The organism is Microbacterium sp. CH1 (assembly GCF_001595495.1).
Lineage (GTDB): Bacteria > Actinomycetota > Actinomycetes > Actinomycetales > Microbacteriaceae > Microbacterium.
Genome location: NZ_LOSO01000011.1, coordinates 875,682 through 901,587, shown reverse-complemented (window position 1 = coordinate 901,587; position 25,906 = coordinate 875,682). Strand labels below are relative to the sequence as shown.

The 25,906-nt window shown below is 71.3% G+C and carries 22 protein-coding genes; 14 read left to right on the top strand and 8 right to left on the bottom strand.

The window, feature by feature from the left end; translation table 11 throughout:
* Positions 1 to 110 precede the first annotated feature (110 nt).
* The 4 genes from AUV07_RS07735 to AUV07_RS07720 are packed head-to-tail and all read left to right on the top strand — an operon-like array spanning position 111 to position 3,681.
* Complete coding sequence (locus AUV07_RS07735) at positions 111 to 950, top strand: DUF3097 domain-containing protein (RefSeq protein WP_062635061.1); 840 nt, start codon at positions 111 to 113, stop codon at positions 948 to 950.
* A 41-nt stretch (positions 951 to 991) separates the two neighbouring features.
* Positions 992 to 1,717: a tRNA (guanosine(46)-N7)-methyltransferase TrmB gene (trmB, locus tag AUV07_RS07730; protein WP_062635059.1), complete on the top strand. Its 726-nt coding sequence runs from the start codon at positions 992 to 994 to the stop codon at positions 1,715 to 1,717.
* The gene (locus AUV07_RS07725) at positions 1,714 to 2,565 is read left to right on the top strand and encodes a CPBP family intramembrane glutamic endopeptidase (protein WP_062635057.1); all 852 of its coding nucleotides are present in this window, start codon (positions 1,714 to 1,716) and stop codon (positions 2,563 to 2,565) included. The genes trmB and AUV07_RS07725 overlap by 4 nt, the downstream gene beginning before the upstream one ends.
* A gap of 39 nt (positions 2,566 to 2,604) precedes the next feature.
* Positions 2,605 to 3,681 (top strand): DNA polymerase IV, encoded by a 1,077-nt coding sequence (locus AUV07_RS07720; protein WP_062635054.1) that lies wholly within the window; start codon positions 2,605 to 2,607, stop codon positions 3,679 to 3,681.
* 1 nt (position 3,682) lies between these two features.
* On the opposite strand, the gene AUV07_RS07715 is transcribed toward AUV07_RS07720, so the two are convergent.
* The 3 genes from AUV07_RS07715 to AUV07_RS07705 are packed head-to-tail and all read right to left on the bottom strand — an operon-like array spanning position 3,683 to position 5,387.
* The gene (locus AUV07_RS07715) at positions 3,683 to 4,084 is read right to left on the bottom strand and encodes a RidA family protein (RefSeq protein ID WP_062635254.1); all 402 of its coding nucleotides are present in this window, start codon (positions 4,082 to 4,084) and stop codon (positions 3,683 to 3,685) included.
* Between the two features lie 43 nt (positions 4,085 to 4,127).
* Positions 4,128 to 4,961: a mechanosensitive ion channel family protein gene (locus AUV07_RS07710; RefSeq protein ID WP_062635052.1), complete on the bottom strand. Its 834-nt coding sequence runs from the start codon at positions 4,959 to 4,961 to the stop codon at positions 4,128 to 4,130.
* A 39-nt stretch (positions 4,962 to 5,000) separates the two neighbouring features.
* Positions 5,001 to 5,387, bottom strand: a complete 387-nt coding sequence (locus tag AUV07_RS07705; RefSeq protein ID WP_025103101.1) for an SHOCT domain-containing protein — start codon at positions 5,385 to 5,387, stop codon at positions 5,001 to 5,003.
* A gap of 182 nt (positions 5,388 to 5,569) precedes the next feature.
* On the opposite strand from AUV07_RS07705, the gene AUV07_RS07700 reads away from it, so the two are divergent.
* Positions 5,570 to 7,240, top strand: coding sequence for a SulP family inorganic anion transporter (locus tag AUV07_RS07700; protein WP_062635050.1), 1,671 nt, complete (start codon positions 5,570 to 5,572; stop codon positions 7,238 to 7,240).
* A 615-nt stretch (positions 7,241 to 7,855) separates the two neighbouring features.
* Here AUV07_RS07700 and AUV07_RS17545 read toward each other — a convergent pair.
* On the bottom strand, positions 7,856 to 8,020 hold the full coding sequence (locus AUV07_RS17545; RefSeq protein WP_157523948.1) for a hypothetical protein: 165 nt from the start codon (positions 8,018 to 8,020) through the stop codon (positions 7,856 to 7,858).
* Between the two features lie 48 nt (positions 8,021 to 8,068).
* On the opposite strand from AUV07_RS17545, the gene AUV07_RS07690 reads away from it, so the two are divergent.
* Positions 8,069 to 8,326 carry a hypothetical protein gene (locus tag AUV07_RS07690; protein ID WP_197462124.1) on the top strand — a complete coding sequence of 86 codons (258 nt, stop codon included), beginning with the start codon at positions 8,069 to 8,071 and terminating at the stop codon, positions 8,324 to 8,326.
* A gap of 132 nt (positions 8,327 to 8,458) precedes the next feature.
* Positions 8,459 to 10,990 (top strand): LuxR C-terminal-related transcriptional regulator, encoded by a 2,532-nt coding sequence (locus AUV07_RS07685; protein ID WP_062635044.1) that lies wholly within the window; start codon positions 8,459 to 8,461, stop codon positions 10,988 to 10,990.
* A 23-nt stretch (positions 10,991 to 11,013) separates the two neighbouring features.
* Here AUV07_RS07685 and AUV07_RS07680 read toward each other — a convergent pair whose 3' ends face one another.
* From AUV07_RS07680 to AUV07_RS07670, 3 genes are all read right to left on the bottom strand, one after another.
* Positions 11,014 to 13,356, bottom strand: coding sequence for an arylsulfatase (locus AUV07_RS07680; protein WP_062635042.1), 2,343 nt, complete (start codon positions 13,354 to 13,356; stop codon positions 11,014 to 11,016).
* A 127-nt stretch (positions 13,357 to 13,483) separates the two neighbouring features.
* Positions 13,484 to 14,200, bottom strand: coding sequence for a GAP family protein (locus tag AUV07_RS07675; RefSeq protein ID WP_062635040.1), 717 nt, complete (start codon positions 14,198 to 14,200; stop codon positions 13,484 to 13,486).
* A gap of 44 nt (positions 14,201 to 14,244) precedes the next feature.
* Positions 14,245 to 14,916: a GAP family protein gene (locus AUV07_RS07670; RefSeq protein ID WP_062635037.1), complete on the bottom strand. Its 672-nt coding sequence runs from the start codon at positions 14,914 to 14,916 to the stop codon at positions 14,245 to 14,247.
* Positions 14,917 to 15,083: 167 nt separating this feature from the next.
* Between AUV07_RS07670 and AUV07_RS07665 the strand changes: the two genes are divergently transcribed.
* The 3 genes from AUV07_RS07665 to AUV07_RS07655 all read left to right on the top strand — a co-directional run bounded on the left by AUV07_RS07665 (position 15,084) and on the right by AUV07_RS07655 (position 19,772).
* The gene (locus tag AUV07_RS07665) at positions 15,084 to 16,430 is read left to right on the top strand and encodes a hypothetical protein (RefSeq protein ID WP_197462123.1); all 1,347 of its coding nucleotides are present in this window, start codon (positions 15,084 to 15,086) and stop codon (positions 16,428 to 16,430) included.
* Positions 16,431 to 16,510: 80 nt separating this feature from the next.
* The gene (locus tag AUV07_RS07660; RefSeq protein WP_062635035.1) at positions 16,511 to 18,844 is read left to right on the top strand and encodes an arylsulfatase; all 2,334 of its coding nucleotides are present in this window, start codon (positions 16,511 to 16,513) and stop codon (positions 18,842 to 18,844) included.
* 43 nt (positions 18,845 to 18,887) lie between these two features.
* A complete protein-coding gene (locus AUV07_RS07655) occupies positions 18,888 to 19,772 on the top strand; it encodes a formylglycine-generating enzyme family protein (RefSeq protein WP_396816484.1) in 885 nt (294 codons plus the stop codon).
* A gap of 15 nt (positions 19,773 to 19,787) precedes the next feature.
* On the opposite strand, the gene AUV07_RS07650 is transcribed toward AUV07_RS07655, so the two are convergent.
* The gene (locus AUV07_RS07650) at positions 19,788 to 20,720 is read right to left on the bottom strand and encodes an HAD family hydrolase (protein WP_062635031.1); all 933 of its coding nucleotides are present in this window, start codon (positions 20,718 to 20,720) and stop codon (positions 19,788 to 19,790) included.
* 156 nt (positions 20,721 to 20,876) lie between these two features.
* On the opposite strand from AUV07_RS07650, the gene AUV07_RS07645 reads away from it, so the two are divergent.
* From AUV07_RS07645 to AUV07_RS07630, 4 genes are all read left to right on the top strand, one after another.
* A complete protein-coding gene (locus tag AUV07_RS07645; RefSeq protein ID WP_025103117.1) occupies positions 20,877 to 21,086 on the top strand; it encodes a heavy-metal-associated domain-containing protein in 210 nt (69 codons plus the stop codon).
* Complete coding sequence (locus AUV07_RS07640) at positions 21,086 to 23,341, top strand: heavy metal translocating P-type ATPase (RefSeq protein ID WP_062635030.1); 2,256 nt, start codon at positions 21,086 to 21,088, stop codon at positions 23,339 to 23,341. The genes AUV07_RS07645 and AUV07_RS07640 overlap by 1 nt, the downstream gene beginning before the upstream one ends.
* Before the next feature lie 23 nt (positions 23,342 to 23,364).
* Complete coding sequence (locus AUV07_RS07635; protein WP_025103119.1) at positions 23,365 to 23,625, top strand: YHS domain-containing protein; 261 nt, start codon at positions 23,365 to 23,367, stop codon at positions 23,623 to 23,625.
* Between the two features lie 67 nt (positions 23,626 to 23,692).
* Positions 23,693 to 25,900, top strand: coding sequence for a heavy metal translocating P-type ATPase (locus tag AUV07_RS07630; protein WP_062635029.1), 2,208 nt, complete (start codon positions 23,693 to 23,695; stop codon positions 25,898 to 25,900).
* The last annotated feature ends 6 nt before the right edge of the window (positions 25,901 to 25,906 follow it).

Sequence of the window (25,906 nt, the reverse complement as noted above, 5' to 3'; positions counted from 1 at the left end):
GACCGGCAGCCGAGCCCCATGTGTCGAGTCTATGCACTGGGTCCGACACGCGACAGCACTCGCGCGCGTCTCGGCGTTCGCCCTCAGCGGAGACACATACGCTGGAAGGCATGGACGACAGGTACGGATCGGACGTGCTGGCAGCGGGCTGGCGCGAGCGCGGCGTGAAGCCGGTGCCGCAGGTGCCCGCCGAGGTCGACCTCGTGGTCGAGGTCGCGGCGGACGGATTCTGCGGCGCCGTGACGAAGGTGCAGGGTGGCACCGTGGAGCTCGAGGACCGCGTCGGGCGACGGCGGCTGTTCCCCCTCGGCGGCGGCTTCCTCATCGACGGGGCACCGGTGCGCCTCACGGTGCCGGCGGCATCCGCGCAGGGACCTCGCCGCACCGCCTCCGGGTCCTTCGCGGTGGCGGATCAGCGGGCGCGGACGGCGCTGCCCAGCCGGATCCTCGTCGAAGGACGGCACGACGCCGAGCTCGTCGAGAAGGTGTGGGGTGCCGACCTGCGCGTCGAAGGCGTCGTCGTCGAGTACCTGCAGGGCGTGGACCTGCTCGACGAGCTCCTCGCGGCGGAGCCGCCGAGTGCGCGCCGGCGGTACGGCGTCCTCGTCGACCATCTCGTCCCCGGGTCGAAGGAGTCCCGCATCGCCGAGGCGGTGGCCCGCGGACCGCACGGCCGGCACGTCCGCATCGTCGGCCACCCGTTCGTCGACGTCTGGCAGTGCGTGACCCCGCGGGCCCTCGGCATCGCGGCGTGGCCCGAGATTCCGCGCGGCGTCGACTGGAAGACGGGCATCTGCCGTGCCTTCGGCTGGCCGCACGAGACGCAGGCCGACACGGCCAGGGCCTGGCAGCACATCCTGTCGAAGGTGACGACCTACCGCGACCTGGAGCCCGCGCTCCTCGGCCGGGTGGAAGAGCTGATCGACTTCGTCACCGCGCCCGCGGGCTGACCGCGTCCGGCGGCGGCGGCCCCGGCGGCTACCCTGGATCCATGCCCGAACCGCGTACCTTCCGCGACGAGCCGGTGTCCTTCGTGCGTCGGAGCGGCCGGATGTCCGAGGCGCAGGAGCGCGCCTTCAGCGACCTCGCCCCGCGCTATCTGCTGGATGTCCCGCGCGCAGTGGCATGGACCTCCGTGCACCCCGAGGCGCGGTTCGACGTCGCCGCCGAGTACGGCAGGGAGGCGGACCTCTTCGTCGAGATCGGCTCCGGCCAGGGGCATGCCATCGTCGCCGCCGCGTCGAGCCGGCCGCACGACGACTTCCTCGCCGTCGAGGTCTTCCGCGCGGGCCTCGCCCGGACCATGCTCGACGCCGACCGTGCGGGTGCACAGAACCTCCGCGTCGTGGAGGCCAATGCGCCGGAGGTGCTCTCCTCGTACCTGCCGGAGGCCGCGGCAGCCGAGGTGTGGATCTTCTTCCCCGATCCCTGGCACAAGAAGCGCCACACGAAACGTCGTCTGGTGCGGCGCGGATTCGGTGACACGGCGGCCAGGGCGCTGCGCGACGGCGGCCTCCTGCGGCTCGCGACCGACTGGGAGGACTATGCGCTCCAGATGCGGGAGGTGCTCGACGCCGAGCCCCTGTTCGAGCGGGCCTTCGAGGGCGACTGGGCCGAGCGGTTCGACGGTCGGGTCATGACCGCGTTCGAGCGGAAGGGTCTCGCGAAGGGGCGCGATATCCGCGACCTCGTGTACCGCCGACGGGATCGTGCATGACGCAGGCCCCTCCGAGCGCGCCCGTGGGGGTGCGCCTCGTCCCGGCGGCGCTGGTGTGTGCGGCCGCCCCCGCCTTCTTCGTCGTGGCGCTGCCCTGGCTCGGTTGGCTGCTGCTGGCGCTGGGCGTCGGTGCCGCCCTGCTCCTGGAGCGCCGCGGCGAGGCGCTCACCGGGGCCGAGGGGTCCCGGCGGCCATCGCTCACGCGAGACCTCTCGCTGATCGCGCTCGGCATGCTCATCGTGAGTGTGATCCCGCTCGCGGCGGAGCTGGACAACCTGGCCATGCTGCGCTTCACGCTCGCGCTCGGCGGCGCGGTGCTGGTGCCGTATCTGGTCTCGCGGTTCGTCTATCGCGACCGGGCGATCCGGTTCCCCTGGCGCACCGGGCAGCGCTGGGGAGTGCTCCACTGGGGCTGGCTCGTCGCGGTGCTCGTGCTCGGCTGGCTGATCCTGCCCTTCTACTTCATTACCAGCGGCGTCTATCAGAACTGGCCCGTGGTGGACACGCCCGATCTCATCGCGCGGCTGTTCGTCGGCGTCGGCGCCGTCGGCATCTGGGACGAGCTGTTCTTCATCTGCACCGTCTTCGCGCTGCTGCGGCGCCATTTCCCCGATGCGCTCGCGAACGTGCTGCAGGCCGTCGTGTTCGTCTCCTTCCTGTGGGAGCTCGGGTACCGTGAATGGGGCCCGCTGCTGACCATCCCGTTCGCGCTCCTGCAGGGATTCATCTTCCTCCGGACGCACTCGCTGGCCTACGTCGTCACGGTGCACCTCCTCTTCGACGCGGTCGTCTTCGCCGTCCTCGTCCACGCCCACAATCCCGGGCTCCTGCCGGTCTTCCTCGTCTGACGGGGTGACTTCCCGGGCGTCAGCGGCCACACTCGATGCATGGCCGAGTGGGTGCTGCACGTCGACATGGATCAGTTCATCGCCGCGGTCGAGGTGCGGCGCCGTCCGGAGCTGGCCGGGCGTCCGGTCATCGTCGGGGGCCGCGGTGATCCGACCGAGCGGGCTGTCGTCTCGACGGCGTCGTACGAGGCGCGTGCGTTCGGCATCGGGTCGGGGATGCCGCTGAAGATCGCGGTGCGCAAGGCACCGGAGGACGCGGTGTTCCTGCCGGTAGATCACGCGGAGTACGAGCGGGCCTCCGAGGAGGTGATGACGGCGTTGCGGACCCTGCCGGACGTGGTGCTGGAGGTGCTCGGATGGGACGAGTGCTTCCTCGGCGTCGCGACCGACGATCCGGAGGGCGTCGCGCGGGCCGCGCAGCGGGCGGTGGAGGAGGCCACGGGCCTGCACTGCTCGGTCGGCGTGGGCGACAACAAGGTGCGCGCGAAGATCGCGACGGAGTTCGGCAAGCCGCACGGCGTCTTCCGGCTGACCGCCGACAACTGGTTCGCCGTGATGGGCGACCGGCCCACCCGCGATCTCTGGGGCGTGGGGCCGAAGGTGCAGAAGCGCCTCGCGGCACACGGCATCGCCACGGTGCGCGAACTCGCGGCGGCGGACGAGGAGACCCTCGTCGCGGAGTTCGGCCCCAAGATGGGGCGGTGGTATCTCGGGCTGGGCTCCGGGCTGGGGCCGCGGATCGTCGACGATACTCCGTGGGTGGCACGGAGCCACAGTCGGGAGACCACGTATCAGCAGAACCTCACGACGCCTGAGTCGGTGCAGGACGCGCTGCGGGAGCTCGCGGGACACGCGTTCGACGACTGCGCCGCCGAGGGGCGCCCGGTCATGCGGGTGCATCTCAAGGTGCGGTACGCCCCGTTCGAGACGAGGACCTTCGGCCGGAAGCTCCCGGCTCCCACGGCGGATCGAGAAGACGTGGTCGCGATGGCGCTCGCGCTCGGTGAGACCCTCGACCCCGCCCGGGAAGTGCGTCTGCTCGGCGTCCGTGCCGAGATGACGATGCCCGACGAGCCGGACGGCGTCGAACGCACCCCCGTGCGCGGTCGCATCTGACTCAGTCGCGGATGGTCGCGGCGATCGCGCTCACCTCGATGAGGGCTCCGGGCACGCCCAGGCCCGCCACCCGGGCGGCGGTGACCAGCGGCGGGGCGCCGTCCCTGGCGAGGGTGGCGGCCACGGCGCCATACGCCGCGCGCAGATCGGCATCCTGATCGATGAGGATGGTCCAGCTCACGACGTCGTCGAGCGTCGCCCCCGCCGACTCCAGCGCGACCCGGGCGTTGTCGAGAGCGCGAAGCGCCTGCGCCCCCACGTCGGGGGAGACGACGGCGCCGGAGGCGTCGACGCCGTTCTGCCCTCCGATGTAGACGGTGGTCGCCCCGGGAGGGATGACGGCGGCATGGCTGAAGGCGGGGCTGCGGACGAGGCCGTCCGGCTGCAGGAAGGTGATGTCCATGCGCAGATCATGCCCGAGGGCACCGACATCGCGCACCCCGTCCTCACACGGCGTCGGACGGCACGAGGGGTGGCGGGGCCGGGACGCTGGTGACCGTGCCGGTCGTGCCGAGAGCGCCGAGGGCGTCGAAGACCGCGACCACGACCGCGGCGCTGACGAGGGCGCCGTGCAGCGGGTGGTGCCAGAACTGTAGGCGGGCGATCAGCCGGTCTCCGCTCACGCCGACCACGAGCGCCCGCACGCCCTCGTGCCGGTGCACGCCCTCCGCCGTCCGCGCGGCGTCGACGAGCGGTGCGAGCACGCCGTCGATCCCGGTCGTCCCGTCCCGTCGCACCCTGACCTCCACCTCGCTGCGCCGGGCTCCGCGGGTGGAGTCGTTGACCACGGGGTCGGAGAGCAGCCGCGCGTTGGGGATGTGCAGGGTGCGCCCGTCGACCGTGTGCAGGATCACCGCGCGGGCGTTGAGCTCGGTCACCGTCCCCGCGATCACGGAGTCCAGCGCCTCCACGACGATCTCGTCTCCGATGCGGACCGTCTGCCGTGCCTGCAGCAGCACGCCGGCCGCGAAGTTGTCGGCGACACCGCGGAGGACGAGGATCGCGACGACGCCGAGGATGACGACGATCGCGAGCAGCGGCTGCACGTTGGCGCCGAGCATCGCGAGCGCGATGCCGAAGCCCAGCAGGAGGATGGCGTAGCCGACGAACTGCGCGATGGCCGTCCCGACGGCGGTGGAGATCCCGGGGGCGCGCCGGAGCAGGGCGGTGGTGCCCCGGCGCGCGAACCGCGAGATGATCCAGGTCGCGAGGGCCACGAGCAGGGCGAGCAGCAGCTGCCACCAGTCGATGTCGGTGGGCAGGAGATCCTGCAGGTCCATGCCGCGGGCTCCTCGCGCTGGTGCGGTCCGGGCTGCGCCTTACTGCAGCGCCTTCGCCTTGATGAGGGAGTACTCGTCCGGCGTGATGGTTCCGGCGTCCAGGAGCGCCTTCGCCTTCGCGATCTCCTCGCTCGGACTGCTGCCGGCGACCTGCTGGATGTAGGCGTTCGCCGCCTCCTGCGCCCGACGCGCCTCGGCGCTGCTGCGTTCGGCCATGCCGTTGCCGCGGGCGATGAGGTAGACGAGGGCGGTGAGGAACGGCACGAAGATCAGGAAAAAGATCCACACGGCCTTCCACCAGCCGCTCAGCTTGTGATCGCGGAACAGGTCTCCGATGATCGCGAACAGAGCGAAGAGATACGCGGTGAAGGCGAAGATCCACAGGAACCACCAGATGATGTCCCAGAACGATGCCCAAAATCCCATGACTGCTCCTTTCTCGGTGCCGCCGTCGCCGGGGGCACGCTGGGACCATACCGGCGGGCGCTGTGGCTGCGCACCGCTTCCGTCGGGAGTTCACCCGGGTGACTCACGGCCCGTCCGGCGCCCCGGCGGGCCGCCGCGGGAGCGTCGGCAGTACGCTTCCCTCGACGGCGGAGGGAGTCCCCATGAGCGCAGCAGGCAGACCGTCCTGGCTGCTCAGCACGCTGGACGGGTACCAGCGCCGCTGGATCGTGCGCGACGTGCTCGCCGGCCTCTCCGCGGGCGCCGTCGTGGTGCCGCAGGCCATGGCCTATGCGACGATCGCCGATCTTCCGGTGCAGGTCGGCCTCTACACCTGCATCGTGCCGATGCTCGTCTACGCCCTCCTGGGCGGCAGCCGGGCGATGAGCGTCTCGACGACGTCGACCATCGCCACCCTCACGGCGACCACGCTGGTCTCGGCGGGTGTCGCCGCGGGCGCGGACGACGCCATCGGGGCGCTCATGATGCTCACCCTCCTGGTGGGCGTGGTGCTGCTGCTCGCCCGGGCGTGCCGCCTGGGCTCGCTCGTCGAGAACATCAGCGGGGCCACTGTTCTCGGGTTGAAGATCGGGGTCGGGGCGACGGTCGCCGTGGGGCAGCTCCCGAAGCTCCTGGGGGAGTCCTTCGACTTCTCCGGCCACGGCTTCGTCCGCTCTCTGGTCGCCGTGGGGGAGGCGCTCGACAGCGTCAACATCCCCACGTTGCTCCTCTCGATCGGCTCCATCGCCACCCTCCTGCTCCTGAAGCGCTTCGCCCCTCGCGTGCCGGGCACCCTCGTCGTCGTCGCGGCCGGCATGCTGCTCGTCGGGGTCGGCGGGATCGATGAGCTCGGGGTCGACCTCATCGCCCCGGTGACCGGCGGACTGCCGGTCCCGGGGATCCCGGACCTGTCCGAGGCCGCGGCTCTCGTGCCCGGAGCGCTTGCCATCGCCGTCATGGCGTTCCTCGAGTCCGCCGCCGTCGCGCGCAGCCTGCGTCAGGCGACGGAGCCGCAGATCGACAGTGACCAGGAGCTCTTCGCCACCGGCGCGGCGAACACGGTCGGCGCGTTCTTCTCGGCCATGCCCGCGGCGGGGGGATTCTCGCAGAGCGCCGTGAACCAGGGGGCCGGAGCCCGCTCCCAGCTGGCGACGCTGACCACGGTCGCGCTCGCCGTGGCGGTCGCGCTCTTCCTCGCCCCGGTGCTCAGCCTGCTGCCCGAGGCCACGCTCGCGGCGATGGTCTTCACGGCGGTGGCCGGACTCGTCAACATCCCGGAACTCGTGCGGTGGGCGCGCATCAGTCGGATGGACTTCTGGGTCGCCACGGCCGTGGCGGCGATCGGGCTCACCGCGGGACTCCTGCCCGCTGTCGCCGTGGGGGTGGTGGTGACCCTCGTGCTCGTCCTCCGGGAGCTCAACATCCCTCGGATCCGTGTGGTGGGCAGGAGAGGGAGTGCCCTCGGGGTGGAGTCGGAGCGGGGGCTGTACACGGCGAACGCGCTCGCCAACCAGCGGCTCATCGTCCAGACCGTCTCAGCTCAGGCCGAGCCGGTCCGGACGCTCGTCCTCGGGCTGCCGCAGCAGGTGGTGATGTCCATCACCGTGCTCGACACGCTCGAGGCGCTCGACCGGGAGCTGTCCCAACTCGGCGTGCGGCTCCACCTCGCGGCGGTGCCGGAGGCGGCGGCGGCCGTCGCGGCGCGGACGCCGTGGTACTCCGGGCTGGTGGAGGACGGCCGTGTGCACCCCACTGTCGACATCGGGCTCCGGGCCGCTGCAGATCGGGAGGGGAGCGGAGGCGTTCACCCGGGTGAAGTGGCCGACGAGCGGTGACGTGCGGTCATCGCCTGCCTAGGCTGACGGCACGGAGGATCCGAGAGGCGATCGAGAACGGGGAGTGCATGCCCGACCGCAGCCGGAGCCGGAGAGCGAGACGGTGATGGCGGCGCGCGGGGGACTGACCTGGCGATGGTCGCGGTTCGGTCTCGGCCTCCTGTACGCCGTGCCCTCGATGGCGGTCGCCCCGTTCGACCCTGCCGTCGCCCTGGCCCTCAGCATCGGCGTCCTTCCCGCGGCCGCCATGGGACTGCCGGCGCGGCGGCGGGCCCGGTCGGCGATCCCGGTGCTCGGGACGCTGGTCGCGCTGGGGCTCCTGCTCGGCGCGACCCTCGCGCTCGCACCGGTCCTCGCCGTGCCCGCCCTCGCGGTGCTGGCGGTGATGGCCAGCATGCTCGCCGCCCGCGAGCGTGCCGGACCGCTCGCGCTGACGCTGGTCCTGCCCATGGTCGGGCTCGGTCTGAGCTTTCCTCTCTCGGCGACGACCATCCTCCTGGCGGGCGCGATCGTCGCGGGCTCGGTGTACGCGTGGCTCATCGCCCTGCTGTGGCCGGAGCACCGGGCGGGCGCGCGGGTCCCGGCCGCCATGCCCAAGGGACGCGCTCTGCTGGTCTACGGCGTCCTGCTGGGTGCGGCCGCGGGGACGGCCGCCGCGATCGGCTTCGCGACCGGGGTCGAGCACGTGGGCTGGGCGACCGGCGCCGTGCTGCTCGTGATGCGTCCGGTGCGCGGCCAGCTCGTCCTGCGCAGCGTCGGTCGGGCGGCGTCGGTGCTCATCGGGGCCCTGGCGGCCGCCGGTTCGCCCTGCTCTCTCCGAGCGGCGTGGTGGTCGCGCTCGCGATCGGTGTCGTGGTGGGCGGCCTCGGCGCGGTCCAGGAGAGTCGGTGGTACGTCGCGCCGGCCTTCACGACCTTCCTCGTGCTCTCCCTGCTGCTCTCGACGTCGGACGCATCGCCGACGTCGCGGTTCCTGGAGCGGACCCTCGAGACGCTGCTCGGTGTGGCTCTCGCCCTGTTCTTCGGCGCCCTCGTGCCGGCGCTTCTCGCGATGCGGCGGCCGTCGCGCGCGGACGTCTCCGAGTGATCCCCTCTTGCGGGACCGCTCCCACCTTGCAATAGACTGCCCGCGAGGGGGAGCAAGGTCGAAATCGGGGGGTTTCGAGTGCTGCACAGTGCAAGAACGGCGGGAACGAGCGAGAGCCCAGGATCCGCTGCGGTGAAGGGCGAGGTCCGTCGAGAGCGCCTGCTCTCGCGGTTGACGGCGGCGATGGACGGGCCGTGGACGCTCACGCTCGTGAGCGCGCCGGCGGGATCCGGCAAGACGAGGCTGCTGTCGCAGTGGGCGCAGGGTCTGCGTGCCGATCCCGGTATCGACCTCGTGTGGGTGTCCCTGGAACGCGGCGAGGCGGACCTGCCGCTCCTGCGCGCCGCCCTCAAGAGGATCGACGATCCCGGACTCCAGGACGCGCTCGCGGCCGTACCCGCCGTGCACTCCGCGACGACGGCGCGTGCGCTCGCCAGGGCCCTCCGAGAGGCGAGGAACCGGATCGTCCTCATCGTCGACGACGTGCACCGCGTCGAGGACGAGCACACCGCCCAACTGATCTCGACGTTCGTGCAGAGCGCTCCCGGCACCGTGCACGTGGTGCTTTCCGGGCGCGGGACGCGGGCGATCCCGCTGGCACGACGCCGCATCGCCGGCGTGGCCCTCGAACTCGACGCCCGTGCGCTCGCCTTCACCCCGGCCGAGGTCCGCGCCTTCTTCGGCGCGCGAGGTCTCCGGCTCTCTCAGGGCGAGGTCAGTACCGTGCTCGCCCGTACCGAGGGCTGGGCGACCGGGCTGCAGCTCATGATGCTCGACGCCGCCGGGGCGCAGACCGTCCTCGGGCCCACGCTGCGCGGGGACGCCCCCGAGGTGGCGGACTACTTCGTCGAGGAGGTGCTCGCCGACCTCGACGGCCAACTGCGCGCCTTCCTCGAGGCGACCGCGGTCGTGGACCGCTTCAGTCCCGAGCTCGCCGCCGTGCTCTCCGGGGCCGATTCCGTGACCGCCATGATCGACCGACTGCTCCGCCTCAATGTGCTCGCAGGCCCGGACGCCGAGGAGCCGTCCCGCTACCACTACCCGCCGCTGCTGCGGGAGTTCCTCCTCGGCCGGCTGCGGGAAGGCGGTGCCGGCCGCGAGGAGCGGCTCCACCGGCGGGCCGCCGACTGGTTCGCGCAGCAGGGGCAGCCCCTCCTCGCGCTGCAGCACGCCGTCCGTGGCGGGGAGACGGCCTGCACGGCCGGCGTCCTGCGGCGCTGCGGGATGCAGCTCGTGCTGGACGGCCGGGCGGACACGGTGTGGCGGGTGATGGCGGAGCTGCCGACCGCCCTGCGCGCCGTGCCCACCGTCCGGATGCTCGTCGCCGCGGCGGAGCTGTCCTGCGGCGATCCGTCGGCCGCCGTGATCGTGCCACCCGTGGGCGCGGGGGAGTCCGACGCCGACCGACGCTGGCGCCTCGGGATCGAGATGCACACGGCGCTGCGGCGGGGCGGGATCGCCGAGACCCTCGACGGCGTCGGAGCCGACCTCCGCGATCTCAGCGGAGAGGAGCAGCTCGACACCTATGCCCTCCTGGAGACCGCGACGGCGGAGCTCTATGTGGGACGACTCGATCAGGCGGAGGCGACAGCGCGCCGTGCCGGTGACCTCGCGCGAGCGATCGGTGCCCGCGCCGCGGAGCTGCAGGCGCAGGCGGTCCTCGCCACCAGCGTGCTGTTCCGCGGCCGGCTCCGCGACGCGATCGAGGCGGGAGCCGCCCTGGAGCGCCGCTGGCACGAGTTCGACGAGCCGGACAGCCCGTTCTTCGAGGTGACCAGGGTGTGGCGTTTCTGGGGCTCCTACGAGGGCATGCAGATCCTGGAGGTGGCCGAGACCCTGGAGTCCTCGGCGCAGGTGATCGCCGCGGGCGGAGAGACCGCGATCGCGCGGGGCCTGCAGGGGATGCGCGCGCTGCTCGGCGCGGAGCAGGGCGGCGATCCCCACAACGCGGCCGTGCGGCTCCTCGACACCCTGACTCCCCGTGACGATCTGCCGCTTCCGCCACACTGGTACGCCATGATGGGGCCCTTCGCGGTGCACGCCTTCGACCGGTTGGGGGAGCCGACGCTCCGCGACCGGTTCCTCGCCGACATCGAGGAGGCGCTGGGGGACACGGGAGACGTGCTCGTGCTCCGGGCCATCGCCGCCGTGCACGACCGCCGTGACGGCATCGCGCGTGGCGCGCTGGCGCCGGTCCTGGAGGGCGCCGTCCCGTGTCTGCTCCCGGCATCGATGATCGACGCGTGGTTGGTCGAGGCCGAGCTCGACGTGCACGACGGGGAGCCGGATCGGGCGCAGCTCGCGCTCGCCACCGCGCTCGCCCTCGCGGAGCCGGAGGACCACGTGCGCCGCGTTGCCGAGGCCGGCCCGATCGTGTCGCGGTTGCTCGCTGCGCGGGCGACGGCGGGCGCGCGCACGCACTTCGCCGATCGCGTGCGCGAGCGGCTGTCCGCCGCCGGAGTCCTCGTCGAGGAGGAGCTGACGGAGCGGGAGCGCATCGTGCTGCGCGCGCTGAGCCGGAACGCGACGCTGCGGCAGATCGCGCAGCAGGAGTACATCTCGCCGAACACGGTGAAGACGCATGTGCGCAATATCTACCGCAAGCTCGGTGTCTCGGATCGGGACGGCGTGACAGCGGCCGCCCAGGCCCTCGGATTGCTCTGAGGGCCCGGGCGGCCGCGGGGTCGTCAGTCGCGGGCCATAGCGGCCGCCAGGTGCGCCTCCAGGTCGAGGTAGGCGTCGTCGGCGATGTCGAACACGACCTGGGCGATCTCCCCGCCGCGGAAGTCGAACCCGTAGCCGTACAGGGACGACACGGGGTCGGCGCTGTCCCGCCCGATCGTCAGGCCCTCGCCGCAGAGCGAGAAGTGACCGAGGACCGTGCGGATCTGCTTCTCGTCGACCTTTTCCTCATCGATGTAGAGCCGTGCGGGTCCGACGCCCTCCCGGTACTCGCCCATGCCCTCCTTGACGAACTCGACCCCGATGATGTGCTTCCCGGAAGTGGGGGCGGGCCCCGAGATGCGGTCTTCCGGCGGGATCCCGAGGAAGTTGTAGACGTAGTGGATCTGACCGTCCTTGACCACCAGGGCGTGTCCGCCGAACCGGGAGCCGTGCGCGAAGATGACGCCCTCGGTCTCCGGAGTGAACTCGACCTCCGCGGCGATCTTGAAGGAGACGCCGTGGGTGTTCGCCGCCGACCGCTCCGGCACCTCGCTGGTGCCCGGGTAGTAGACGAACCGGCCGGAGGGCGGCGCGGGCTGATGGAACTCCATCGCGACGAAGGTCTCGAAGTCCTCTGGGTTGCCCAGCACCTGCAGATCGTTCAGCGGAAGCACCGCGTTCGCCTTCGCCTCCTCCATCCAGAGGGCCTTGAGCTCCTCCAGCTTCTCCGGATTCTCGGCGGCGAGGTTGACGGCCTCGGCGCGGTCGACGTCCGTGTGGTACAGCTCCCACTCGTCCTCGTCGAAGTGCCCCTTGCCACTGACCGGCCCGTGCACCGTGACCGCCTTCCAGCCGTCGTGCCAGATGCCGCGCTGTCCGAACATCTCGTAGTACTGCGTCTCCTTCGCCGTCGGTGCCTCCGGTGCCGCGTCGAACGAGTAGGCCATCGAGACGCCGGAGAGCGGCGTCTGCTCGATGCCGTTGTAGACCTCCGGGAACTCGACGCCGCAGGCCTCGAGGATCGTCGGCACGATGTCGGTGGAGTGGTGGTACTGATGGCGGACCTCGCCGCGCGCCTTGATGCCGGCGGGCCAGTGGATCACCAGCGGGTCGCACACGCCGCCCTGGTAGGTGTAGCGCTTGAACATCTTGTAGGGCGTGGAGAAGGCCGCCGCCCATCCGGTCGGGTAGTGGTTGTACGTGTCGGGGGAGCCGAGCTTGTCGACGAGGCGGAGGTTCTCGGCCTCGTCGTCCGGATATCCGCCGAAGATCTTGCCCTCGTTGACGGAGCCGTTCGGGCTGCCCTCGCCGGACGCGCCGTTGTCGGCGCAGTAGATGATGAGGGTGTTGTCGAGCTGCCCCGACTCCTCCAGGTAGTCGACGATGCGGCCGACCTGGGCGTCCGTGTACTCGCTGAAGCCGGCGTAGACCTCCGCCATGCGCGAGAACATCGCCTTCTCCTCGTCGTTCAGCGAGTCCCAGGGACGCACCTCATCGGTCTGCGTGAAAGTCCCCTCCGGCATCGGGTTGAGCGCGGTGAGCTCGGTGCCCTCCGGGACGATGCCCTTCTCGATCATCCGGGCGAGGACCCACTCGCGGTAGGCTTCGTAGCCGTCGTCGAACACGCCCTTGTACTTGTCGATGTACTCCTGCGGCGCGTGGTGCGGCGCGTGATTCGCGCCGGGGCAGAACCACAGGTACCAGGGCTTGTCCGGCTCGGTCTGCTTCACGTCGCGGATCATCGACAGCGCGCGATCGGCGAGGTCCTTCGAGAGATGGTAGCCGTCCTCGGGGAGGTAGGGCTGGTCGATGTAGTGGTTGTCCTCGGCGAGGGACGGATACCAGTTGTTCGTCTCGCCGCCGATGAAGCCGTAGAAGCGGTCGTACCCCTGCGCCAGCGGCCAGTGCTTCTTGGACGCGCCGGCCGTCCACTCGTCGATCGGGACGTTGTGGTTCTTGCCCACCCAGAACGTCGACCAGCCGGCGTCGCGGAGGACGTGGGCCATCGTGGTGTTCGAGTCGGGGATGTGGGAGTTGTAGCCGGGGAAGCCGGTCGACGACTCCGAGATCGTCGCGAAGCCGTTGAGGTGGTGGTTGCGTCCGGTGAGGAACGTCGAGCGGGTGGGGGAGCACAGTGCCGTCGTGTGCCACTGCGAGTAGGTCAGACCGTTCTGCGCCAGGCGATCCATGGTCGGCATGTTGATGCGTCCGCCGTACGGGGACCAGGCCGCCATGCCGGTGTCGTCATAGAGGACGACCAGCACGTTGGGTGCTCCCTCGCGGGGCTTCGCCGGGAGGAACGCCTCCCAGTCGGCCTCCGAATCGCGGACGTCGAGTTCGATCCTGCCCTGGAAGTCACGGGCCATGTCCATCTCCTTCATCTCTGCCGAGCCGCCTTTCCCCGCACAGTACTGCCGGGTCAGGGCTGGGGTCACGGGTCCCGTGTCGCGTTCATCCGGGTGATCTCCGTGGGTGCCGGCGAGCGCACGTCGATCAGACGAGGGAGGTGAGGGCCTTGTCCAGCTGCAGCACGCCGATCACGAGCAGCATCGCGGCGTTGAGGACGTGTGTGTTCCCGGCGACCCAGGTGCGCAGGCGCTCCAGCGCCGGTCGTGCGGAAACCCCGCGCGCGACGACGAACAGCACGGGGACGGCGATGGGCAGGGTGCCCAGCGCAGCGAACACGACGGTCACCCCGACGGTCGTGGCGGGAGTGACGTCGGCGAGGGAGATGTCGAGCGCAGCGATGACCGCGCAGGAGGCATCGACCGGATTGAGGACGAACAGCGCGAGGCCGAGCACGAAGGTGCGCCCCGGGCGGAAGGTCTCCACCGAGTGCACCCATCCGGGAAGCTGAGGCGACGCGGCCACGACCTCCCGCGGAGAGGAGGCGCCGGCCATCGCCGCGATCCGGGCCTTCCCCTGGCGATACACCCAGACCGCGGCGCCGGTGAGGAAGAGTCCCAGAAGCAGGCGGACGAGCGGCACCCAGAGCGGAGGCTCATACTGCTCGTGGACGGCGGCGCTCCGGAACACCCAGAGGAAGAGGGCCAGCAGCCCGCCCAGTCCGAGCAGCCACCCGAGCAGGTACGCGATGCCGTTCGCGCGGGGGTGCCGGGAGACCAGAACCGCCACGAGGGCCATGATGGCCAGAGGGCTGAGCACCACACCGAGGAGGACGGGAAGCAGCGCGACGACGAGCTCTCCCATGATGCCCTCCCTCCCCGCGGGTCACCCGCGCGCACGCAGCGCATTCAGAAGCTGCCGATGCCCTTGCCGATCATCGACACGCCGATCACGAGCAGCAGCACGGCCATGATGACCGCGTTCTCGGCGGCGAGCCATCCCCGCAGCGCGTCGAGCGGAGCCCGCAGCCGTGCGGCCGCGACGAGGTAGCCGACGACGGGCACGAGCACGGTCGACGCCCCGATCAGCGTGAAGACGGCGATCACGAGGATCGTGGAGCCTGCATCGAGCGCTGCGCCGCCGATGTCGACCCCGGCTCCGGCGGCCAGGAGGAGGTTCTTCGGATTCACCGCCGACAGCAGGAACCCCAGTCCGAGCGCCGTGCCGAAGGACATCGTGTCGATCGCCTTCATCCACGACGGCAGGGCCGCCGGTTGCCCCGCCTTCGGGCGCTTGCGCCACTGACCGACCGCCAGCACCAGCAGCAGGAGTCCGAGGACGAGCTGGATGACGCCGCGGATCGGGCGGGAGGCATCCGGATCCTCCTCGGGGAGCACCGCCGACAGCAGGGTGAAGAGACCGACCGCCGCGACGATGCCCGCGATCCAGCCGAGCAGGAATCCGACGCTCGTGACCCGTGCCTTCGGGGACAGGAGCATGAGGATCGCGGCGATGATCGGCACGGGGCTGATCGCGACGCCCACGGCGAGGGGGAGGATCTCCCCGATGACGGCACCCATTCAGCTGCCCTTCCTGTTCGGAGCCGACGAAGCGGCATCGGTCGGCGCGAGGTCGGTGATGGCGGCGCGGTTGGTCGCGTAGACCGGTTCCCGGTCGAGGATCCCCAGCGAGCGGAGGCGGCGGAGCGTGTTGAGCTGAGCGTCGCGACGATCGAGACGAGGCGGCGATGAGCGAGATCGAGGACCTGCGGGCACGGCTGCGTGTGCTGGAGCAGGAGAACGAGGCGCTCCGACGCCCCCGACGCCGCATCTCCGCCCGCAGCATCATCGCCGGGATCGTGCTCGTGGTCGCCGTGCTCCTCGCGCCGATCGCGGCGATGGGGACATGGGCGCGGCTGCAGCTCGTCGACGCGGACCGGTTCGTCGCGACCTTCGCCCCGCTGGCCGAGGATCCGGACGTGCAGGACTTCGTCGCCGATCAGGTGACGGCCGCCATCGACGAGCAGGTCGACCTGGATGCGGTGGTCGGCGAGCTCTTCGACGGCCTGCGTGCCCTCGACCTCCCTCCGCGCGCCACCGCCGCCCTCGGCCTGTTGGAAGCGCCGGCCGCCTCCGGCCTGTCGTCTCTGATCGACGGCGTCGTGCACGAGGTGGTGTCGTCGCAGCAGTTCGCCGACATCTGGGCGGAGACGCTGCGCTTCACCCATGAGCGCGCCGTCGCCATCCTGCAAGACGAGCCCGGCACCGCGCTGGACCTCAGCGACGACGGGGTCCTCTCGGTGGACGTGGGGGCGGTCGTCGAACGCGTCAAGGAGGCTCTGGCCGAGCGTGGGGCCGGGGTCGCCGACCTCATCCCGGTGATCGATCGCACCATCCCGGTGGTGCAGGCCGACGCCCTGGTGCTGGTCCGCACGGTCTACCAGATCGCGGTGACGGCGGGCTTCTGGCTGCCGTGGGTCGTGCTCGGTCTCGTCGTCCTCGGTGTGCTGCTCGCGGTGAACCGGCCGCGGGCGCTGTTCTGGACGAGCGCCGGGTTCGCCCTCGTCTTCCTCCTCCTCGCCGGCGGGATGGGGATCGGGCGCGGGTTCTTCGTCAGCGCCGTCAGCCCGTCGATCATGACGGCGTCGGCAGCCGAGTCCCTCTTCGATCAGCTCACGGCCCTCCTCGGGTCCACCATCGTGGCGCTCGCCCTCGTCGGAGTCCTCATCGCGCTGTGGGCCTGGCTCGTCGGATCGAGCCACAGCGCCCGTACGGTGCGCGGCGTCACGGAGAGCGGGTTCGGGGCTCTGCGCGACGCGGCGGAGGCTCGGGGGATCTCCACCGGGCGGTTCGGGCGGGCGGTCGACCGCTATCGCGGTGCGATCCTCATCGCCGGGATGGCGATCGGGGTGCTCATCCTCCTGGCGACGCGTCCCGTGACCTTCGGCGCCGTCCTGGGCGTGGCGATCGGCGTGCTCGTGCTCACGATCCTCGTGGAGCTGCTGCGACGGCCAGGCCCCGCCGCGGCGCCGGAGGAGCAGGACGCCGCCGCCGTCGCGGACGCGGGCGACCCGGAGATCACCCGGGGCGGGTGAGGGCCCCTGTCGGCACGCACGCGGGGTCGGAAGACTCAGGCCGAGGAGAGCGCGGACGCGCCCTGAGCGAAGGAGAGACGATGTCGGAATTCAACGCGGACTTCTCGGGCGAGATCACGCTGGACGTCCGCGACGCCCGACCCGACTGGTCGCCGTACGAGCTGCGGAAGGCGCCGGACGGAGCGCCGAACGTCCTCGTGGTGCTCTACGACGACACCGGTCTGGCCTCGTGGTCGCCGTATGGCGGCCGCATCGCGATGCCGACGATGGACCGTCTGGCCGCCGGGGGTCTCACCTACACGCAGTGGCACACCACGGCGCTGTGCTCTCCCACGCGGTCCACCATGCTCACGGGCCGTAACCACCACGTCAACCGCGCCGGCGTCATCATGGAAGGCACGAACGGCTTCCCCGGCTTCGCGGGGCGGCTCCCCGCCGAGTGCGCGACCATCGGACAGGTGCTGCAGGAGAACGGGTACAGCACGTTCTGGCTCGGGAAGAACCACAACGTCCCGGAGGAGGACATCGCGCCGGGGGGCAGCCGCTCGATGTGGCCGCTGCAGCTCGGCTTCGACCGCTTCTACGGCTTCCTCGGCGGGGAGACCAACAACTGGTACCCCGACCTGGTCGAGGACAACCACTTCATCGAGCAGCCGTACCGCCCGGAGGACGGCTACCACCTGTCGAAGGACCTCGCCGACCAGGCGCTCGCGATGATCCGGAACCAGCAGGCCTCGAATCCCTCGAAGCCCTGGTACATGTGGTTCTGCCCCGGCGCGAACCACGCGCCGCACCACGCGCCGCAGGAGTACATCGACAAGTACAAGGGGGCGTTCGACGACGGCTACGACGCCTACCGCGAATGGGTGCTCGCCCGCATGATCGAGAAGGGCGTGCTGCCGGAGGGCACGCAGATGACGCCGTTCAACCCGCTGCCGGAGGAGGCGGCGAACCCGGCCGATCACGTGCGCCCGTGGGCGGAGCTGAACGACGACGAGCGGAGGCTGTTCGCGCGGATGGCGGAGGTCTTCGCGGGCTTCTCCGAGTACACGGATGCCCAGGTCGGCCGGATCGTGGACTACCTGGAGGAGACGGGGCAGCTGGACAACACGATCATCTTCTACTGCGCCGACAACGGCGCCTCGGGGGAGGGATCGCCGGACGGCTCCGTGAACGAGAACAAGTTCTTCAACGGCTACCCCGACGACCTCGCCGAGAACCTCGCGATGATCGACACGCTCGGGTCCGCCGACACCTACAACCACTACCCGACAGGGTGGGCGGCGGCGTTCTCCACGCCCTTCCCGATGTTCAAGCGCTACTCCCAGTACTCCGGCGGCACCTGCGACCCGATGGTCGTGCACTGGCCGAAGGGGATCGCGGCGAAGGGGGAGCTGCGCCACCAGTACCACCACTCGGTGGACGTCGTGGCGACGGTGCTCGACGTGATCGGCATCGCGATGCCGGAGTCCTACCGCGGAGTGCCGCAGCGACCGCTCGACGGCATCTCGATGAAGTACTCCTTCGACGCCGCGCCGGACGGGCCGACGCGGAAGAGCGTGCAGTACTACTCGATGCTCGGCACCCGGGGCATCTGGAAGGACGGCTGGAAGGCGGCGGCGGTGCACGCTCCGCTGAGCGGCAAGGGCCACTTCGACGACGACGTGTGGGAGCTGTATCACGTGGCGGAGGACCGCTCCGAGTCGAACGACCTCGCCGCGACGCACCCGGAGAAGCTGCAGGAGCTCATCGCCGCGTGGTTCGCGGAGGCGGAGGCGAACTTCGCCCTTCCCCTCGACGACCGGTCGGCCCGCGAGATCCTCACGGTCCCCCGGCCTCAGGCGGAGGCGCCCCGGGAGCGGTACGTCTACTTCTCCGGCACCGCGGCGGTGCCGGAGAGCGTCGCAGTGAACGTCCGAGGGCGCTCCTACAAGATCATCGCCGACGTCATCCTGGAGCAGGGCGCCGAGGGAGTGCTCTTCGCGCACGGCTCCCGCTTCGGCGGCCACTCGCTGTTCCTCAAGGACAACAGGCTCGTCTACGTGTACAACTTCCTCGGCATCCCGCCGGAGCAGTCGTTCACCTCGGACGAGCTCGCCCCCGGACCGCACACCCTCGGCGTGGAGTTCGTGCGGGAGGGAGCGGGGGATCACGGCGAGTCCGTCGGCACCGCCACGCTGTACGTCGATGATCGCGCCGTGGCGTCCGGTCCGATGCGGGCCCAGGTCGGGAAGTTCACGCTCTGCGGCGACGGGCTCTGCGTCGGGTGGGACAGTGCCGACCCGGTGAGTGCGCAGTACGCCAACCCGTTCCCGTTCACCGGCGGCACGCTCCTGGGCGTGGCGGTCGACGTGAGCGCGGAGCAGTATCTCGATATGGAGCTCGAGGCGGCCGCGATGCTGTCGCGCGAGTGACCGCGCGGAGCGGGCGGCGGCCTAGCATGAGGGCATGACGGCGATGATCGAGGTCCCCGGCGGAACGCTCCTCATGGGATCGGACGAGTTCTACCCGGAGGAAGGCCCCGTCCACGAACGGCGCGTGGAGGCGTTCGCGCTGGATCAGCACCCCGTGACGAACCGCCAGTACGCCGCGTTCGTCGAGGACACCGGCTACGTCACGATCGCCGAGCGGCCGATGGACCCCGCCGACTACCCCGGCGTGCATCCGGATGACCTCGTCCCCGGCGCCATGGTGTTCACGCCGACCCGCGGGCCCGTCGACCTGCGCGACTGGCGTCAGTGGTGGCGGTGGGAGCCCGGGGCGTCCTGGCGCCACCCGTTCGGACCGGCCTCGTCGATCGACGACCGCCTCGATCATCCGGTCGTGCAGGTCGCGTACCCCGATGCCGTCGCCTACGCCGCGTGGGCAGGCAAGCGCCTGGCCACGGAGGCGGAGTGGGAATGGGCGGCGCGCGGCGGCCTCGTCGGCGCCCGCTTCGCCTGGGGTCAGGAGACGAAGCCGGACGGCACCCTCATGGCCGACACCTGGCAGGGCGCCTTCCCGTATCGGAACGACGGCGCCGACGGATGGATCGGTACCGCTCCGGTCGCCTCATTCCCCGCGAACGGCTACGGCCTGCACGACATGATCGGCAACGTCTGGGAGTGGACGGCGGACTACTGGACGCACCGGCACGTTCCGCCGGGCGCGGTCGGTGTCGACGCCGGTCAGCGCGCGAGCCTGCTGTCCTCCGAGCCCGGGTCGCCCATCCCTCGCCGCGTGCTCAAGGGGGGATCGCACCTGTGCGCTCCGGAGTACTGCCTCCGCTACCGCCCCGCGGCGCGATCGGCGCAGGCGGAGGACACCGCCATGACCCACATCGGGTTCCGCTGCGCCCTCTGACCGGTGATCCCCGACTCAGACGGGGTCGGGGAACATGGACGCCCAGTCGTCGCGGACGCTCACCACGGTGTACCCGCGGTCGGCGGCTGCGCGGAGGGCCTGCTCCGCTCCCGTGTCGTAGGGCGTGTCGTCGCGGTCGGCGTCGTCGTGATGGATCAGCAGCGCGAGTCCGGGCCGAGGGCCGCCGTGCGCGAAGTCGAGCATCGGCATGTCGCCGTTCGAGTTGCCGGCCGCCAGCAGCGGGCGCCGGCCGATCCGACTCCAGATCCGCACGGGCTTCTCCGGACCGTCGTCGAAGAACGCCAGGGCGGACGAGTAGCGGACGCTGGCAGCCTCCTCGTCGTAGGTGAGCCCGAGCGCCGAGCCGATCACGCGCTCGGGAGGGATGCCGTAGTTCGCCTGGGTCATCGGTCGCATGAAGTCGCGCTCGCCGCCCGACACGATGTAGCACGTGAAGCCGTGGCCCTCGAGGTACCGCAGCAGCTCGACCATCGGGCGGTACACCGATTCGGCGTAGGGGCGGCCGAGGAGCGGGTGCTGGGCCGTGCGGTAGAACTCCGCCACGGAGCGGGCGTAGTCCTCCACGCTCACGCCATCGGTCAGTCCCAGGAGCGCCTGGATGATGACGCCGAGGTCGGAGTCGTCGCCGGCGTAGTGCTTGTCGATCGCGGTGCCGAGCCAGCCGAGGTCGCCGGTGACCGCGGCGCGGTAGGGCTGCCGGTCGGCCAGGGAGGGGTCGCGGGTCGCCTCCTCGCGCCAGCGCTCGACGACGTAGTGCAGCTGGGTGGGCATGGGCTTCTCCGACCAGAGAGTGCCGTCGTTGTCGAACACCGCGATGCGTTCGTCGACGGGGACGGCGTCGGGGCCCTCCGTCACGGCGGCGACGAACGCCTCGATGGTGCGCCGCGTGCCGGTGTCCCGCCAGGAAGACAGAGGTGAGGAGTCCATGACCGCGATCCTTCCAGGCGCGGCGTCGGATGCCGAGCGTCCCTCACCCGGAGCGGACGAGTCTCGCCGCGGCCGGGCGTGCGGGAATACCCTCGGAGGGTATAAGGTTGTGCCGAAGGAGTACCCCAGGGGGGTATCCCGAGGAAAGGAAGCATGATGAGCACGAGCGAGTACCAGGTCACCGGAATGACGTGCGGCCACTGCGAGATGGCGATCCGCGACGAGGTGTCGCGCATCCCCGGTGTCGAGGGTATCGATGTCAGCGCGCAGAGCGGGAGACTCGTGGTGCGCAGCTCCGCCCCCGTCGACGACACGGCCGTGCTGGCCGCCGTGGACGAGGCGGGCTACCAGGCGGTCCGGTCCTGATGGACACCCCGTCCGCGACCAGCGTGGAGCTGGAGATCGGCGGCATGACCTGCGCGTCGTGCGCGATGCGGATCGAGAAGAAGCTCAATCGTCTCGACGGCGTCACCGCCACCGTGAACTACGCGACCGAGAAGGCGAGCGTCACGGTGCCGGCGGGCGTCGACACCGCCCTGCTCATCGCCGAGGTCGAGAAGACCGGATACACCGCCGTCCTCCCCGCGCCTCCCGCGCCGGAGGGTGCGCAGCCCGACGGAGAGCAGCCGGATCCGGAGCTCACGGCGCTGCGGCAGCGGCTGATCGCCTCCGTCGTGCTCACCGTCCCGGTCATCGCGATGGCGATGATCCCGGCGCTCCAGTTCACGTACTGGCAGTGGCTGTCGCTCGCGCTCGCGGGTCCCGTGATCGTGTGGGCGGCCTGGCCGTTCCACAAGGCGGCGTGGATCAACCTCCGGCACGGTGCGGCCACGATGGACACGCTCATCTCGATGGGCACGATCGCCGCGCTGCTGTGGTCGCTGTACGCGCTCTTCTTCGGCACCGCCGGGATGCCCGGCATGACGCACCCGTTCGAGTTCACCGTCGCGCCCAGCGACGGTGCCGGGAACATCTACCTCGAGGTCGGAGCGGGGGTGACCACGTTCATCCTCGCCGGACGCTACTTCGAGAAGCGCTCCAAGCGTCAGGCCGGTGCGGCGCTCCGCGCGCTGCTGGAGCTCGGCGCGAAGGAGGTCGCGGTACTCCGCGACGGCGTCGAGACCCGGATCCCGACGAGCGAACTGCGGGTTGGCGACGAGTTCATCGTGCGCCCGGGGGAGAAGATCGCCACCGACGGGGTGGTGGTCGGCGGCACGTCCGCGGTCGACGCCTCGATGCTGACCGGTGAGTCGGTGCCCGTCGAGGTCGGGGAGGGAGATGTCGTCACCGGCGCCACGGTGAATGCCGGGGGACGCCTCGTCGTCCGCGCGACCCGCGTCGGCGCCGACACCCAGCTCGCGCAGATGGCGCGGCTCGTGGAGGAGGCGCAGACCGGGAAGGCCGAAGTCCAGCGGCTCGCCGACCGTGTCTCCGGGATCTTCGTGCCGATCGTGATCGTGATCGCCCTCGGCACGCTCGTGGCCTGGCTCGCGACCGGGTTCCCTGCCGCCGCCGCCTTCACCGCCGCGGTCGCGGTGCTCATCATCGCCTGCCCCTGCGCGCTGGGCCTGGCCACGCCGACCGCCCTCCTCGTCGGCACGGGTCGCGGCGCCCAGATGGGCATCCTCATCAAGGGCCCCGAGGTGCTCGAGTCGACTCGGAAGGTCGATACGGTCGTGCTCGACAAGACGGGCACCGTCACCTCCGGTCGCATGACGCTGACGGCGGTGCACACCGACGACGGCGTGGAGCGCGAGGAACTGCTGCGGCTCGCCGGCGCCCTCGAGGACGCCTCCGAGCACCCCATCGCGCAGGCCGTGGCGGCCGCGGCCACCCGGGAGCTCGGCACCCTGCCGAGCGTCGAGGAGTTCGCGAACGTCGAGGGCAGGGGCGTCCAGGGCATCGTGGACGGCCACGCCGTCGTCGTGGGACGCGCCTCGTTGCTCGCCGACTGGTCGCAGCACCTGTCCGCGGGGCTGGCTGCGGTCAAGGCCGAGGCGGAGGCCCAGGGCAAGACCGCGATCGCGGTGGGCTGGGACGGTCGTGCCCGCGGGGTGCTCGTCGTCGCCGACTCGGTCAAGGCCACGAGCGCGGAGGCGGTGGCGCAGCTCCGGGCGCTGGGACTGACGCCCGTCCTGCTCACGGGAGACAACCGCGCGGTGGCCGAGCAGATCGCCCGCGAGGTGGGGATCACCGAGGTGCTCGCCGAAGTGCTGCCCCAGGACAAGGTGGACGTGGTGCGCCGGCTCCAGGAAGAGGGCAAGGTCGTCGCGATGGTGGGAGACGGCGTGAACGACGCCGCGGCCCTCGCCCAGGCGGACCTCGGGCTGGCGATGGGGACCGGGACCGACGCGGCGATCGAGGCCAGCGACATCACGCTCGTCCGCGGCGACCTGCGCAGTGCGGCCGACGCGATCCGCCTGGCCCGGCGCACGCTCGGCACGATCAAGGGCAACCTGTTCTGGGCCTTCGCCTACAACGTCGCAGCGATCCCGCTCGCAGCGCTCGGCCTGCTCAACCCCATGCTCGCCGGTGCGGCGATGGCGTTCTCCAGCGTCTTCGTCGTCGGCAACAGCCTCCGCCTGCGGTCCTTCCGCAGCAGGGCGGTGGACACCCCGTGAACGAGAGACAGAGGAGTACCGACATGTCCGATTCCCCCGCAGGATCCTGCTGCAGCGTCCCGCGCCAGAGCGGCGTCTCCGCCGAAGGACGCACCGATCTGCTCGCCGTGCCGGCCGAGGGCATGGCCGAATGCCCGGTGATGGCCGGAACACCGGTGGTGATCGCCACGGCCGAGGCCGCGGGGCTGTACCGCGACCACGAGGGCACGCGCTACTACTTCTGCTGCGCGGGCTGCGGGCCGGCGTTCGACGCCGATCCCGCGAAGTACACCAGGGCGGCCTGAGCCCCCACCCGTGCGGGGCCGCGACAGATCCGGCCCCGCACGGCATCATCGACGTTGGAGGGAAGACATGAGCACCTCGCATCACGACCATTCCGCGCACGGTCACCCCACGGGAACGGGGACCGGGACGCCCGTGGACCACACCGGACACGCGGAGCACGCCGCGCACGGAGACCACACGGACCACACCGGACACACGGAGCACGCCGGACACGCGGAGCACGCCGGACACGCGGAGCACGCCGGACACGGCGGTCACGCGGGACACGGCGGTCACGGCGGCCATGGCGGTCACGGCGACCACGTCGCCCAGTTCCGGCGGCTGTTCTGGATCATGCTCGTCCTCGCCGTGCCCACCGTGCTGCTCTCGGGCATGTTCGCGATGATCGTGGGCTACCCGCTTCCCGACATCCCGGGTCTGGTCTGGGTGTCGCCGGTCCTCGGGACGGTCATGTACGTGTGGGGAGGAAAGCCGTTCCTCACCGGCGCCGTCAGCGAGATCCGTGCCCGGCAGCCCGGCATGATGCTGCTCATCGGGCTCGCGATCACGGTGGCGTTCGTCGCGTCGTGGGGAGCGAGCCTCGGCCTGCTGCATCATGAGCTCGACTTCTGGTGGGAGCTCGCTCTCCTCATCGTGATCATGCTGCTCGGGCACTGGATCGAGATGCGCTCGCTGGCGCAGACCACCTCCGCCCTCGACTCGCTGGCCGCGCTGCTGCCGGACGAGGCGGAGCGTGTGGAGGGCGATCAGGTCGTGCGGGTCTCCCCGTCGGACCTCCGCGTGGGCGATGTCGTGGTGGTGCGCCCCGGCGGGAGCATCCCCGCCGACGGGCGGATCGTCGACGGCCGCGCCTCGATGGACGAATCCATGGTGACCGGGGAGTCCCGCACCGTCACCCGGGCGACCGGCGACGCGGTGACCGCGGGGACCGTCGCCACCGACTCGGGGCTGCGCGTGGAGATCACGGCGACCGGAGACGACACGACGCTCGCGGGGATCCAGCGGCTCGTGACGGAGGCGCAGAACTCCTCGTCCCGCGCACAGCGTCTGGCCGACACGGCAGCCGGCTGGCTGTTCTGGTTCGCGCTCGGTGCTGCCGCGATCACCGCGGTGGTGTGGAGCGCGGTCGGCCTGCCGGACGACGCCGTCATCCGCACGATCACCGTCCTCGTGATCGCCTGCCCGCACGCGTTGGGCCTGGCCATCCCCCTCGTCGTCTCGATCGCGACCGAGCGCGCGGCCCGTGGCGGGGTGCTCGTGAAGGATCGGCTGGCCCTGGAGAGCATGCGCACGGTCGACACCGTGCTGTTCGACAAGACCGGCACGCTGACCAAGGGTGAGCCCGTCGTGTCCGCGGTGTCGGTGGCCGGCGCGGAGACCGCGGAGGAGGTGCTGGCGCTCGCCGCGGCCGCCGAGGCCGACAGCGAGCATCCGCTGGCGAAGGCCATCGTCCGCGCCGCGCGCGACAAGGAACTCCGCGTGCCGGCGAGCCGCGACTTCTCGTCCTCGCCGGCGGTGGGGGTGACCGCGACGGTGGACGGTGCGGTGATCCGCGTCGGCGGCCCGCACCTGCTCACGGAAGAGGGGGCCCACGAGCTCCCCGCTGCGGAGGGCTGGCGTGCGGACGGCGCGATCATCCTGCATGTGCTGCGGGACGGCCGCGTCATCGGGGCGCTCAAGCTCGCGGACGAGGTGCGCCCGGAGTCGCGGGACGCGGTCGACGCCCTGCACGCGCTCGGTGTCCAGGTCGTGATGATCACCGGCGACGCGGAGGCCGTCGCGCACACCGTCGCGGCCGACCTCGGCATCGACCGCGTGTTCGCGGGCGTCCGGCCGGAGGACAAGGCCGCGAAGGTGCAGGAGCTGCAGCACGAGGGCCGCAGGGTCGCGATGGTGGGCGACGGCGTGAACGACGCGCCCGCGCTCGCTCAGGCCGACGTCGGCCTGGCGATCGGCGCCGGCACCGACGTGGCGATCGCCTCCGCCGGGGTCATCCTCGCCGGAGACGACCCGCGTGCGGTGCTGTCGGTGATCGAGCTCTCCCGCGCCTCGTACCGGAAGATGACGCAGAACCTCTGGTGGGCGGCCGGGTACAACCTGCTCTCCGTCCCGCTCGCGGCGGGTGTGCTCGCCCCGATCGGCTTCGTGCTGCCGATGTCGGTCGGCGCGGTGCTCATGTCGCTGTCGACGATCGTGGTGGCGCTCAATGCGCAGTTGCTGCGGCGGCTCGATCTCCGTCCGGAGGTCGTCACCGCGGACATCCTGCAGCGCTGAGCGCCA